Here is a 13203-nt window from a genome sequence, read left to right on the forward strand (position 1 = left end):
TCCGTAAACATCAACGTCGGCGGCGTTCCCCTGTCAAGAAGCACTAACGGTGTTGCTCCTAACAGCGGCCCTGCAACCAAAACTTGGGTTGACGCTTACATTTATATCACTCCACTTGAAGATACAAACATGATCAATGACACACATACATTCACAGCTACCGTAATGGTCAACGACGGCTCAGGTTGGACTACTGCTCCTGACGGAACCACTGTCAACTTCAACAAGGATTCAGGTCCGGGAAATCTCAGTGCATCAAGTGATACAACTACAAACGGAGATGCTTCAGTAAACTTGACTTCAAGCATAGCAGGAACATCTGTAGTTAGCGCTAATGTCAACATCACCGTTGGAGGAGTGCCACTATATCGTTTCACTGATGGAAATACAGAGTTCAATCCTGGCGAATTCAATAATCCTGCCATCAAGCACTGGATAGCACCAGAAATCGAGACCGCTTGTGCCGCACATGTACCAGGAGATTACCGTTTCACTGAAGATGGTAATTGGTTCACTTACGTTGATTATGAAAGAGTAGTGAGTCCAGATGGAGATCCAGGTGAAAGTACAACATCTGGTGCTGTGAACATCTATGCAAGCAAAGATAAATATGTAGGATATGCTGTATTTACAGAAATTAGCGGTGGTGTTGAAATCACCATCCACCTTGATTCCGGATGGTATCTTGCAGATGGTAATTCCATAAGTATACAAGACTATGCATCTGCACCTGATGGTATAAAAGCAGTACCTGGCTCATTCGATTATCAATATGCCGAAGGTGATACTATTGTGGTTCCACTTAACAACTTCTATGCTATTCATATTGATGTGTACAGTATGCCATAACAAACAATAGTTTAAGTATTTAAACTAACATAATATAGTCAATTAATAAAATTTCTGAAAACTTCGGAACATAACAATCTAAATTACATAAATCAATAAACTAGATTCCCGAGATGATTGTCTCGGGAATCTTTTAATATATGTTAAAATATTTTCTTTATCAAACGCATTTTCACTTATCGAATAAAATTGTACTCATCAATTACAATTGTTGCTTTTTTGATGTAATATTTTATATATAGTATAAATTAATAATCAACAAAACTTTAAGTAAAGTTCCAACATACACTATATCACCTTAATTATGATAGTCAGGCTACTGAAATTCTTTTCAGTAGCCTATTTTAATGATAATTTCGGATTTATCATTGAATATTGAATACTGAACAGTCACGATTTTGATAATATTTTTGGAAAGAAACCCAGTAACACTTCTGCTACTCTAAATATTAAAAATATTTATTGTTTTCATGTTACACCGATTGGTTTTCTCATTTTTTGCGATAAAAAAATAGGCGAATAAAAAAACTCACCTATCATTAATAAATATTGATTTCATAATATTCCTCTACCTCACAATCAACATAGGAACTGTAGCATGATGAAGCACTTTGTTGGTAACACTTCCCAACAGGAACCTCTTTCCTGCACTCATTCCGTGGGTACACATGATTATAAGGTCATATCCGCCCTTTTCAGCTTCATCCAGTATGTCTGCAGCCGGATACCCCTTTACCACTTTGGAGGTTGCATTAACTCCCCTCTTCTCGAAATACTCGACTGTTTTCTTAATCATTTCCTTTCCCTCTTCTTCTGTTGTAACAACGTGATAGTCAAACACATGAAAGATCATCAGTTCGCTTTCAAACTTATTAGCTAAATCTTCTGCAATATCCAAGGCTTTTTGACACCCCATAGATCCGTCGGTTGGAAATAAAATCCTCTTCATTTTAGTACCACCTTTCAAATATTAATAATTGGGCAAAGACATTATCCTGATTTAACTCTTTTGTCACTTTAATTATACACCTAACGGCTCATTAATGAAATGCTATTTATATTCTTCCTTCAGTATTGAATAGTATTTACAATCCACCAAATCGCCTTTGTTGTTCTTAAGAATTTTTCTCAATGTGCCTTCATATGTCAGTCCGCATTTTTCCATAACCTTGCCTGACGCCGTATTTTCAACGTCATGCCTTGCAGCAATTCTCTCAAAACCTATCTTTTCAAAGCCAAACTCAATAATTGACTTGAAAGCTTCTGTGGTTATTCCCCTGTTCCAATATTTTTTTGAAATGCAATAGCCTACCTCGCAATTATAATTGTTTTCATCAATATTCATTATGCTTATACTTCCTATCAGTTCATTTTCCTCTTTGAGGCATATTGCCCACTGATAATAGTCCTTGTGAAAATAGTTATCTATCCATTCCTTTATAACATCTTTTGTCACATAGTGATTCTTATGGGTTGGCCAGGTGAGATACTTAGTGACTTCAGGATCCGAAGCCCAGTTTTCAAACATTTCCTTGTAGTCTTCCTTTTCAAACCTTCTAAGTATCAACCTTTCTGTTTCAATTTTTATAGTCCACTTATGATTAAGCATATTATCCTCCCTGTCCATCATCCATAAAATCGTATCCTCGTTTTCACAAACATATATTTTTGCACAAGGAAACTTTATTAAACTATAAAAAATGCAGCCATTTCTGACTGCAATTTTTTTATGTATGTATCTATCTTACTACCAGTATAGGCACCTTGATATGATGTACAACCTTGTTGGTTACGCTACCTAGAAGGAATCTCTTTCCTGCAGACATCCCGTGGGTACACATGATGCATACATCGTATTCCCCTTTTTCAGCTTCATCAATAATGTCTGAAGCCGGATCTCCTTTCACCAACTTGGATTCAGCCTTTACTCCCTTATTCTTGAAATAGTCAACTGTCTTTTGCAGCATTTCCTTACTGGCATCAGAATCGTAAATCTTGTCTATAACAGCCGCATATTCCATTTCATTTGGAACTTTATGATAATCGAACACATAGAATACCATAATTGTGCTGTCGTACTTTTTAGCTAAATCTTCTGCAATATCCAAAGCTTTCTGGCACTCAACTGATCCGTCTATTGGAAACAATATCTTCTTCATACTTACCATCCTTTAAATATTTAATTTAACTCTTTTGTCACTTTAATTATACAATAATAATTCATTAATTAAAAGCGAATTAAAAAAAAAGATGAGGAAAGCCTCATCTTTCATACGCCTTAGTTATGCTTTTTTTCTATTACTGATATTTAAAATCAACTTGCCATTTTTTATACTCGTAAGTAAGAGACCGCAGCATATCATAATGCATCCTAGTCCCTGTATCAATCCGAATTTTTCATCAAGAACTATTATACCGCAGACAACAGATATTACCGGTGTAAAATAGGTGAAGACTGATGTTCTTGTGCTTCCAACTTCAATTATTGCCTTGTTCCACAAGATAGTTGCTATACCTAGAGCAAGGCTTCCTGAATAAAGGATGGCATAAATACTGACAGCCGGTATTTCCATTATAACAGCAATGTCGATATGTCTCCTCCAGAAAAACAACATGCAAATAAATCCTATTGAAAGTCCATATACAGATATCTTAAGGGGAGAATACTTTTTAAGATATCTTTTAATTGTGATGGAATAGATTGCCCATGAAAAGGTCGCAAGGATAATAAACAAATTCCCTTTAAAAAACTCCATTCCAGATGACATGTCTTTACCCGAGCCCAATATAACAGTCACCATACCGGCAAAAGATATCACTATGCCAGAAATCAACTTTAAACTTATTTTTTCAAGTTTGAACAGGATGTTTATAACTACTACAAACACTGGCAACAACCCATAAATAAGCGATGTATTTCCTGCCGTTGTCAAGCTGATACCATTTATATAATAGGCCTGGTATATAAAGTGCCCCAGAAATCCGGTCATCAGAATTCCCGGTACATCCTCTCTCCTTATTTTCCAATCCTTTTCTGCTTTCAAAAGCAACATCCAACAGACAATCAGAGCCACGAAGGTTCTTGATATATTGAAGAGTATGTTGTCCATCCCTCTAAGTCCAAGCTTGACTATAGTAGGATTTAGACCCCATATGCTGACGGTTAGAAGCAATATGCCGTTTGTCCTTAAATCCCTGATTTTTCCCAATCTATTGTTTCCCATTTCAATTCTCCCGAATTTCATGACATGTCAATATGAATTCAATAATATGAAATAAATGCTGGAACTAACAGTTCCAACATTCATTATAAATCAAAAGGTTCAAATGTCAATTATTACATTGCACTATCACTGAAATTTCTTTTAACTTCCCCTTCCCGCAAGGTTGCACCGTCATCAGTCTTGATACCATATTTGGCAGCAGTAACTCCCATCAAAGCCAACCATATTAGAATAAGTACTCCTCCTGCTATCATACCGTTGCCTGCTATGGCAAAGAGAGGCAAGAGTGCTACAATGAGAATCTCAACAAATGATATGAATACATAAGCCATTCCGTAATCCTCAAGTGTTTTGCTTCTATACTCAGGATCTACAATTCTAAGAAGAGTAACGCCCATTGCCACGACACCAGTACTCCATCCATATATGAATATTGATCTTTCAAACCAGTAATTCTTAAAAAGTCTCCTGCATATTACCATTGAATAGAACACCGCATAGAACAAGCCTATAGCCAGCATAACAATTATCGGAACTGCATACTTTACAACTATTGATATTTTAATTGAGGCAACACCGAAAGCAACCAGATAATCTGTAATGGAACTGCCTATTCTAGTAATCACCCTCTTGTCTACATAAGAATCCATTTTTACAGCCTTCAATACAACTTGTACCAGTATACCCGCAAGCATTGACAAACTGAACATGGGAAGCGTGATTCCAGGCAATACTTTTTTCATGCCAATTTGGGCAAAATATCCTCCTGCAGTGGCAATAAGTATTAAAAGCAAATGCCATGTCATTGGATCTATGGACATTGGGCTAACAGTGTTTTCTCCCATTACATCCCTTTCTTTCTTTGGAACAAGTCCTGTCTGCATGCTAAGAGGAAGCTGATTCATGGATTTTACAAGTCTTGTGTATCCTTTTCTTGTTGCGATGTTAATAAGTATAAGACCACCGATAATTCCACTTAGAAGACCTATTGTAGCAAACGTTTGTCCAATTGTAATAGCTTCATCCCATCCGCCTACATCTTGAAGCGTTCCACCAATGGCAGCTGCATAGCCGTGTCCACCGACAAATCCTGCAGGCAATAATATTGAGAATGCATGATTGACTTCAGGGAAAAACTTGGTCAATACAAATGTTCCAACAAGCAGTGAAAATCCAAATTGTCCTATTTCAGCAGCCATATTTAAGGTGAAGGTGTCCCCAACCTCATTAATAACCTGCTTGAATGATCCCTTGTTTTCATTCCCTATGAAAAGACTGGCAAATAGCACCACGATTCCAAGATAAGCATAACTGGATATTTTTTCACTGAAAGGCAGTATTCCCAACACCTGATTACTGCATACAAGTCCCATGAAACCTGCAATCAATGATGACGGCAAATAAAGATTCTGAATAAGCTTTATTTTGCTCCTCATTAACTGCGCAAGAAAAAGAAGCACCGACATTAAACAAAAATCAATCAAAAAATCATAAGGTCCAAAATTCATAAAATCCTCCTCTAATTTTTAAGAGTCCACTACATTATACAATATTCATCGAATGAAGCAAAACTCTAAATTTTCTCTTAGAGGGGCAATTTCTGCCCCTCTTTTATAGTTTTGGGCTGCTTTCTTGTCTAGTCAATCCAGTTTTGTACCATGCCTGGTATAGTCTGAAGTATCTGATTCTCTACATCTTTGTCTATAAAATCAGGTTTGTAATCTTGGAGTATACTCTTGGCAATTGCATTTGCTCTTTGAGTTCCGTCAAGAGATCCGGTATTTTCCCATGCAATTCTTGTCTGCCTGTCCGACACCTTGTTGTAGAAGAATTCATTCTTCATGTTTGATATTGTATGGTCATGAGCAAGGTAGTTTCCTGCCGGTCCAACATTGTCTATTACATCTACAGCCAATGTATTGTCATTTATCTCTATCCCTTTTACAGCTCTCATGCACATTCCTATTATGTCGTTATCTATAACATACTGCTCGTAAGATATTGCAAGTCCTGATTCAATAAGCCCTGCAGCGTCATGTATATAATTGCATCCTGACAATGCACACATCATAGTTGTAGCCATGCTCTCATAACCTGATTGAATATCAGGAATCTTAGATTCGTTGACTCCTGCAGTCACATAGTTTGGCAACTTGTAGAATCTTGAAATTTGTGAGCAAGCAGCGTTCATCATTCCCATTTCAATTGAACCGAAGCAGAATGCGCCTGTTCTAAGGTCTGAAGTTGTTGGAACACAACTGAATAGTACAGGATGTCCCGGATCTAGTATTTGTGTGAGCAATACACCACTCAAAGCTTCCACAGTCATCTGAACCAACGTACCCGCAAGAGTTCCCGGCGATGTAGATCCGGCCATTGGCGCTGTCGGAGTTGCCAAAGGAAGTCCGCTTTCTATTGCAGCTATCATGAGGTCCGTATAGTCCTTGTCCATTACAAGGGGACTCATTACACAGGTGATGAATGAAAGAAATGGCTTCTCAAGGAGAGCTTCCCTGCTTCCTGCTATCATTTCAGCATATTTAGTAATATTTTCAACACCTTCTCTAGTATAAACTCCACCCATTACGTGCTTTGTAGTATTTCTGAGAGCTGCATAGAACCTGTTTACATCAATGTCCTTTTTCTCAAGCTCGTTTGGAAAACAGGAAATTACGAAATAATGAATATTTTCAAGGGCATCAACAATTCTCGCAGCCTTCTGAACATCTTCAAGGGTTGAAGGCTTCCTTTCTCCCGTTTCAATATCTAGTGCATTGGTAGCAGTACCGCCTGTGCCGATATAAACATCAAAATCATTAAGTATCATATTGTGCTTTTCATCTCTACCATACAGTGTTACTGTTTCTGGTGCAGTGCTTATTTTCTCAAGGACCCATTCTTCACTGCACTTTACTATCTTGTTCTCATAATCCACCAGGGCTCCTGCATCATCGAATGCTTTCAACGCCCTGGCATCATTCACTTCTATTCCGGTCTGTTCAAAAACCTTCATCGCAGCCTTATGAATTTTTATTACTTCTTCCTCTGATAAAGGCTTATATTTACCTCCAGGAAGTCCTCCAGGAAATTGATTCTTTGGTTTTCTTTTTACTCTTGCCATAGTTCTTTCCTCCCTCGATTAGTATCTACAAACTTATAAGGCTATTTGCCAATTCAACGGCCGATGAGGCATCAGCAGAATATTTCGCATTTATTTCTGATGCATATTTGGGACTTACAGGTGCTCCACCTATCATTACACCCACTTTGTCAAGCAATCCGTTTTCTTCAAGGGCCTTAACAGTATCATTCATGTATGCCATTGTCGTGGTAAGCATTGCAGACATACCCAACAGTTCTGGTTCATGTTCCTTAACAGCGTCCACCAGCTGTTCCGGTGAAACATCGACACCCAAATCCACTATCTCGTATCCGGCGCCTTCCATCATCATTGCAACAAGTTTCTTTCCTATGTCGTGAAGGTCTCCTTTGACTGTGGCAAAGACACATTTTCCCTTCTTCTCAACATCCCCTTCTTTTAGAAAAGGCTTAATGATTTCCATTCCCGTATCCATAGCCTTTGATGCAACCAGTACTTCCGGTACAAACAACTCCCCATCCCTGAACAGTTCCCCTACCTCATTCATTCCATTCATCAATCCTTCATCAAGGATTTGTTTGGCTGTAGCTCCCATGTCAAGAGCCTTCTGTGTCAAGATCTTTGCCTCCATTATGTTCCCGTCTATTATCGCTTCAGATAATTGCATTATTGTATTGTTCATAAATTCCTCCTGTTAAACTGTTTTTCACTATCCTAAAATTGGATTTTCCCACAATGGAAGCTTTCTTCCCAGTCCCATTTCCTTGGCGTTTGTAAATACTCTGTGTGCTTCAGACAAGTCATGAATTCCCATTCCTATAGGATTGAAGAATATTATGTCGTCTTCAGACTTTCTAACCTGAATATTTCCAACTACCGTCTGTCCAAGATCCGTTACCTTTTCTCTTGGTATGACACCATCCCTTACAGCCCTGTAGCTTACGTCAACACCGTGTCCGGATACTGCATCAAAGTCGTCAACTACTACATGATCTACATATGTAAGTGCTTCTGCAGGTGTATCCCAGAATGATATTTCACAATGTACAGCTCCTTTTTTATACCATTTCCCATCCACATATGGAGCCTTTGCCATTGTTGCAGTTGATATTACATCAGAACCCACAAAAGCTTCCTCTGCACTGTCTACTGCTACAAAATCCATATCCGGTATTTCTTTCTTCATTCTTTCACAGAAGTTCTCGGCAGTCTCTTTGTTCAAGTCATACACCTTGCATAGCTTAAGTGAAGGAGCTCCACATTTGAATGCATGTGTCTGTGTTATTCCCTGTACAGATGCTCCAACGAGACCCATAACTTCTGCTCCGGGATTTGCCAGGTACTTGATTGCCACTCCGCTTGCAGCACCTGTTCGCATTGCTGAAACCAATGCTCCATCCATTATAACGTCGGGCATTAGTGTCTCCGGATCAACTATTATTATTATTGCATTTGCTCTTGGCAATCCATATTTCTTTGGATTGTGTGGCTTGCTCGGTATCCATTTGATTCCTGACGTGTTTACTGCACCAAGCAGCCCCTTTGCTTTTAGTTCTTCATCATATTCCAGTCCGCCAAGGAAACTTGGCATTGACATAATTCTTCCAGTTGTTTCTTCAGTTTCTGGTCCACCCCATCTGAGTACGGGCTTGTGAGGCAACATGAAATCGCCTTTTCCATGTAGAAAGAATGATCTTTCAGTAGCCGCCATAGTTCCTTTCATGTCGTATCCACCAGCTTTAACACAGTCTTCCTGCTGTAAATAAAGAAACTCAACTCTCTTGCTCATTTAATATTCCTCCGAATTTTCTGTTGTATTGATATACAAGATTTTTAGCTTTGATCAGCTATGCCTGGATATAGTGCAAAACATATGCCAACTTTGAAAATCCTTGCAAATTCCCCTTTTAATCCTCCGAAAACGTTGTCCTTAGCTGTTTTCAAGACTTTTTTATCCCGATTATTTATTGAGCAAAAAAACAGGTTACATTTCATTTTGAAATGTAACCTGTGCTCAATATTAATTTTTTTGTGTTTTTCAGTGTTTTCAGCCTTTCGTGTCAAAATGAAATGTGCATGTCATTCTGACATCTAGTCTAAAAGATTGTATTTTTTTATTTTTCTGTATATGGTGGATCTGCTGGTTCCAAGATATTTAGCTGCCATTATCCTTCCCTCTTCAGACCACCCGTATTTATCCAAAGCCTTGACTATATGCTCCTTTTCAACCTCTTCCAATGTTTTCAGTTTTATATTGTCATCTTCATTTTCCCTGAACTGGGCAGGAAGGTTGGAACAATCTATATAATCTTCTGTTACCATATTCATGGCATATTCAATGGTATTCTGCAGCTCCCTTACATTACCCTTCCACCTGTACTTCCTGAACAGGTCCCTGACTTCGTCACTGAGGCCCAATACTTTCTTGTTGAACTTTTCAGAAAACTTATCTATGAAATATTCAGAAATAAAGAGTACATCCTCGCCCCTGTCTCTCAATGGAGGTATCTTCAGTGGAATGACGTTTAACCTGTGGTACAGGTCCTCGCGAAACTCTCCTCTTTCGACCAGCTCCCTCAAATCAACATTAGTGGCTGCAATAATTCTGACATCTATACTGATGGGGGAAGTCGACCCAATCCTGTCTATCTCTTTGCGTTCGATGACTCTCAACAACTTCTGCTGAAGGTATATGGGCATATTTTCCACTTCGTCAAGAAACAACGTACCCTTGTCGGCGAAGTAAAATTTACCATGCTTGCCGGTCTTGTCAGCACCTGTAAATGCTCCTTTTTCATATCCGAAAAGTTCGCTTTCAATCAATGTCTCCGGCATCGCTCCGCAGTTGATAGCTACAAAGGGTTTTGTCCTTCTTCTGCTTTCATTGTGTATGCTTCTTGCAAAAAGTTCCTTTCCCGTACCGGTTTCACCGATGAGCATGACAGTAGAGTTTGTCATTGATACTGTTTTCACCTTGTCTATGAAGTCGGTTATTACCTTGTCCCTGCCAATTATGTCCTTGAATGTAATTATATCATTCTTCTCGGTTAAAGATATGGCAAATCTTTTGGCAACCTTGTAATCTTCAAAGAAGTACAGTACAAATTCAAGTTCATCCTGGGCAAATACAGGGGTCGATGCATATAAAAGGTCAATTTTAACATTTCCATTTTTATAGTACAAATCTTCATACTGCATCTTGTTGAGGTTGCCGACATTTGAATCCATTATTATTCCTGGAAACACATCATCAAGCCTTTTATATTGAATGCTTTCTATATCAAAACAAAGCCTGTCCAAAATATATTGATTAGCCTTTATGATATTGAACTCCTTGTTCACTATCACAGCACCTCTGTTTATATTTTCAAATACAGTATCCATCATCTTGGTATAGGTGTCAATTTGTTTAAGTATTTCCCTTTCCTGAACCTTTGTACCAATAAGTTTTCCTATTTTATCAAGGAAGTCAAGCATTTCCCGTTCATGTCCCAGAATAAGGTTTTCCTGTGCTTCACTTAACGCACCTATTCCTATTACTCCTATGGTTATTCCATTATATTTAATTGTTGCGTAAATGGCTTTTCTATACTGGCAAATGCCATATCTGTCACAGCCGATACACATTTCATCATGCCCAGGATCGTTAACAATGAGATAATCTTCATTCCTCTCGAAAATGATTCTACTTATTGTTCCATCCCTTTTTATTTCTTTTCCCAGTATATCCTTGATTCTTCCGGTTCCAGCCAGGAATCTTCTGTCCTCGTCTATTATTTCGATGTCAAGTCCCAGAGCAGCTTTTCCCGCTTCAGCAAACTGTTGTACAACATCTTTTATATCCTTTAGTTTAACCATACCGTATCCCCTAATCGCTGTATTTTATGAATAGTTATATATTAGTATAAAGATCTGCATGATTACAAGAAAAAGATATGATTTTTTATTAGTATCCTTCAGCCCTTGGCCATACATCTGCATTTCCTATGAAGCTCTTGAAATCTATATAGTGCTCCCTTCTTTTCTTGAACCACAGTGATGCAAGGAAATAAAATACAAGTCCCGAAAGTATGTTTATCCAATAACCGAAATACATTCCCACAAGAGTCAATATCGAAAGTCCCATAAGGATAATTGATGGTATTGGATGGAATGGTGATACATATTCCCTCTGAATTGTTCCCATTGGGTACATCCTCCTGAATTTAAACATCATTATTGCAGACATAATATACACTAATATTGCCGACATTATTGAAAATGTTATTACCTGATCCAGCATCCCGGTATAGCCGAAAGCTATTGCTATTGGAAGCAGAAACAGTATTGCCCTGTATGGCGTCTTGTACTTGGGATGAAGCACTCCGAATATCTCCGGTATAAGAGTGTCTCTTGACATTGCATACCATGCCCTGCTGGAATCCGTTATGCATCCGTTTGCACTTGCCATGCATGAAAGTATCGTTCCTGCAAATAATGCATTAATTACTATTGGGTTTCCTACTGCTCTTGCCGCATCAAACAACGGATATACTGAAGAGCCAAGCACGCCTGCCTCAACCAGTCCCGAACAAACAAGCCATGTGGTTGTGGCCCCAACAAGAAGTGTTATTGTTCCCACTATTGCTCCTATTGGAAGAGCTCTGCTTGTCGACCTGCATTCCTCTGCCGCCAGGGCTGTTCCCTCTATTCCAAGATAGAACCACACTCCAAACTGCAGCGCTCCTATGATTCCCATCCATCCGTATGGAAGCCCTATTGTCATCTCCTTTATCTTAAGAAGACTCTCCGTTTCCGAATAGAACCTTGTTGAAAACAGGAGTATGAATATCGTCACAAAAGCTATGGCAGTTATTACAAAATTCAGCGTGAGGGTTGCATATACTCCCCTGTAGTTTATATAGGTCAATACTAGAAGGCTCAGTATTACATAGGGGAGAGCCTGGACATCAGGACTTAGAGTCTTGAGTATCTCTCCTACGACCAGTGCATCTGCAGCTTCAAGCATTACATATTCAAACACAAGCATAAGTCCTATGTTGAAGGCTGCCAGTGGTCCTAAAAAGTATTTCGCCATTGCATACTGTCCTCCCGCCTCGGGTATTACGCATCCCATTTCGGTGTTTACCATTACAAGACATAAATACATTATTCCTATTATCCAGCAGGCTGCTATTGCTCCCAGTGATCCTCCCTTTGCTATTGCAAAGTTCCATCCCATGAATTCTCCCACTATTACTATTCCTACTCCAAGTGCCCATATATGCATTGGGCCGAGGACTTTTGACATATGTGTGTTGTTTTCCATCCTATCGTCCTCCCTGCTGCTGTCTCTCTTTTTCCACTTTAATAAAATCCTTAGCCAGGAGAAATGCAAAGAGTCCGCAAAGCCCCCAGGCTACATAGTTCATCAATGACCAAAAACTCATACTCTACCTCACTTCAATTGTTCTCTTTGCTAACGAGTCTGCCTTAACTTAGCTGCTTCGCCTTCATAGATAAAGGAAATCATCTTCTTCAGTTCCTTGTCAGACTCCTTAAGGGTGAATACAAGGTACACAAAAAGCCCACCCATCGTAAGCACAAATGACGGCAACTTGATTGAGTAACTGAGACTTCCTTCACCTCCCACTATTACGCCTCCCTGGATTACCATGGTAGTGAGTAGCGTTGCAAAACACAGCATCATTATGAAAAGTGTATCGAATATTACCGATTTCCTGCTTTGTTTTTCTCTTTTCATTTGAATGCCTCCCCGTTCTTTATATCTTCACTGTATATCCTTTCCTTTTGTTTCTTGAGATGAATGAACACAACCATTAGCGCTGTGGTTCCAAAAACAAGAACAAGTGCCCAGACAACATTCATAAACATTAACACCGATAAGTCATTTGTAATAAGCTTGATATTATTCCTTACAACAGTAAGTATTGTCCACATTAAAGCTATATAAACATAAATCAGAATCATATCGTTTTTGAACATCCTGTTGATTTTATTCTTCATTGTTCTCTCCAATTGCTTTTCCCA

Annotated in this window: 12 protein-coding genes and 1 pseudogene; 1 reads left to right on the forward strand and 12 read right to left on the reverse strand. The window is 38.8% G+C overall.

Features of this window, described 5'->3' with window-relative positions:
- A partial coding sequence (locus BUB05_RS18730) for an Ig-like domain-containing protein (protein ID WP_175548572.1) occupies positions 1-849 on the forward strand: 849 nt, incomplete at its 5' end.
- Between the two features lie 568 nt (positions 850-1417).
- Here BUB05_RS18730 and BUB05_RS13805 read toward each other — a convergent pair.
- The 12 genes and pseudogenes from BUB05_RS13805 to BUB05_RS13860 all read right to left on the reverse strand — a co-directional run bounded on the left by BUB05_RS13805 (position 1418) and on the right by BUB05_RS13860 (position 13179).
- The gene (locus BUB05_RS13805) at positions 1418-1798 is read right to left on the reverse strand and encodes a universal stress protein (RefSeq protein ID WP_073050208.1); all 381 of its coding nucleotides are present in this window, start codon (positions 1796-1798) and stop codon (positions 1418-1420) included.
- A 102-nt stretch (positions 1799-1900) separates the two neighbouring features.
- Positions 1901-2458, reverse strand: coding sequence for a GNAT family N-acetyltransferase (locus BUB05_RS13810; protein WP_073050209.1), 558 nt, complete (start codon positions 2456-2458; stop codon positions 1901-1903).
- Between the two features lie 130 nt (positions 2459-2588).
- Positions 2589-3008: a universal stress protein gene (locus tag BUB05_RS13815; RefSeq protein WP_073050210.1), complete on the reverse strand. Its 420-nt coding sequence runs from the start codon at positions 3006-3008 to the stop codon at positions 2589-2591.
- Between the two features lie 123 nt (positions 3009-3131).
- Positions 3132-4073 carry a DMT family transporter gene (locus tag BUB05_RS13820; protein WP_073050211.1) on the reverse strand — a complete coding sequence of 314 codons (942 nt, stop codon included), beginning with the start codon at positions 4071-4073 and terminating at the stop codon, positions 3132-3134.
- A 113-nt stretch (positions 4074-4186) separates the two neighbouring features.
- The gene (locus BUB05_RS13825) at positions 4187-5581 is read right to left on the reverse strand and encodes a sodium/glutamate symporter (RefSeq protein WP_073050212.1); all 1395 of its coding nucleotides are present in this window, start codon (positions 5579-5581) and stop codon (positions 4187-4189) included.
- Positions 5582-5709: 128 nt separating this feature from the next.
- A pseudogene (locus BUB05_RS13830) lies at positions 5710-7197 on the reverse strand (trimethylamine methyltransferase family protein); the annotation flags it as partial.
- A gap of 22 nt (positions 7198-7219) precedes the next feature.
- Positions 7220-7855 (reverse strand): corrinoid protein, encoded by a 636-nt coding sequence (locus tag BUB05_RS13835; RefSeq protein ID WP_073050214.1) that lies wholly within the window; start codon positions 7853-7855, stop codon positions 7220-7222.
- A gap of 27 nt (positions 7856-7882) precedes the next feature.
- On the reverse strand, positions 7883-8962 hold the full coding sequence (locus BUB05_RS13840) for an ornithine cyclodeaminase family protein (RefSeq protein ID WP_073050215.1): 1080 nt from the start codon (positions 8960-8962) through the stop codon (positions 7883-7885).
- 302 nt (positions 8963-9264) lie between these two features.
- Positions 9265-11031, reverse strand: coding sequence for a sigma-54 interaction domain-containing protein (locus tag BUB05_RS13845; RefSeq protein WP_073050216.1), 1767 nt, complete (start codon positions 11029-11031; stop codon positions 9265-9267).
- Between the two features lie 88 nt (positions 11032-11119).
- On the reverse strand, positions 11120-12481 hold the full coding sequence (locus tag BUB05_RS13850; RefSeq protein WP_073050217.1) for an APC family permease: 1362 nt from the start codon (positions 12479-12481) through the stop codon (positions 11120-11122).
- Positions 12482-12631: 150 nt separating this feature from the next.
- The gene (locus BUB05_RS13855) at positions 12632-12916 is read right to left on the reverse strand and encodes a hypothetical protein (RefSeq protein WP_073050218.1); all 285 of its coding nucleotides are present in this window, start codon (positions 12914-12916) and stop codon (positions 12632-12634) included.
- Positions 12913-13179, reverse strand: a complete 267-nt coding sequence (locus tag BUB05_RS13860) for a hypothetical protein (protein ID WP_073050219.1) — start codon at positions 13177-13179, stop codon at positions 12913-12915. Before BUB05_RS13860 ends, BUB05_RS13855 begins: the two co-directional genes overlap by 4 nt.
- Positions 13180-13203 lie beyond the last annotated feature (24 nt).

The sequence above is a fragment of the Dethiosulfatibacter aminovorans DSM 17477 genome (genome assembly GCF_900142005.1).
GTDB lineage: Bacteria > Bacillota > Clostridia > Tissierellales > Dethiosulfatibacteraceae > Dethiosulfatibacter > Dethiosulfatibacter aminovorans.

Bases quoted from the DNA above. Each gene is read 5' to 3' on its own strand.
- BUB05_RS13805 (WP_073050208.1), bottom strand. From the start codon at position 1,798: ATGAAGAGGATTTTATTTCCAACCGACGGATCTATGGGGTGTCAAAAA.
- BUB05_RS13810 (WP_073050209.1), bottom strand. From the start codon at position 2,458: ATGCTTAATCATAAGTGGACTATAAAAATTGAAACAGAAAGGTTGATA.
- BUB05_RS13815 (WP_073050210.1), bottom strand. From the start codon at position 3,008: ATGAAGAAGATATTGTTTCCAATAGACGGATCAGTTGAGTGCCAGAAA.
- BUB05_RS13820 (WP_073050211.1), bottom strand. From the start codon at position 4,073: ATGGGAAACAATAGATTGGGAAAAATCAGGGATTTAAGGACAAACGGC.
- BUB05_RS13825 (WP_073050212.1), bottom strand. From the start codon at position 5,581: ATGAATTTTGGACCTTATGATTTTTTGATTGATTTTTGTTTAATGTCG.
- BUB05_RS13835 (WP_073050214.1), bottom strand. From the start codon at position 7,855: ATGAACAATACAATAATGCAATTATCTGAAGCGATAATAGACGGGAAC.
- BUB05_RS13840 (WP_073050215.1), bottom strand. From the start codon at position 8,962: ATGAGCAAGAGAGTTGAGTTTCTTTATTTACAGCAGGAAGACTGTGTT.
- BUB05_RS13845 (WP_073050216.1), bottom strand. From the start codon at position 11,031: ATGGTTAAACTAAAGGATATAAAAGATGTTGTACAACAGTTTGCTGAA.
- BUB05_RS13850 (WP_073050217.1), bottom strand. From the start codon at position 12,481: ATGGAAAACAACACACATATGTCAAAAGTCCTCGGCCCAATGCATATA.
- BUB05_RS13855 (WP_073050218.1), bottom strand. From the start codon at position 12,916: ATGAAAAGAGAAAAACAAAGCAGGAAATCGGTAATATTCGATACACTT.
- BUB05_RS13860 (WP_073050219.1), bottom strand. From the start codon at position 13,179: ATGAAGAATAAAATCAACAGGATGTTCAAAAACGATATGATTCTGATT.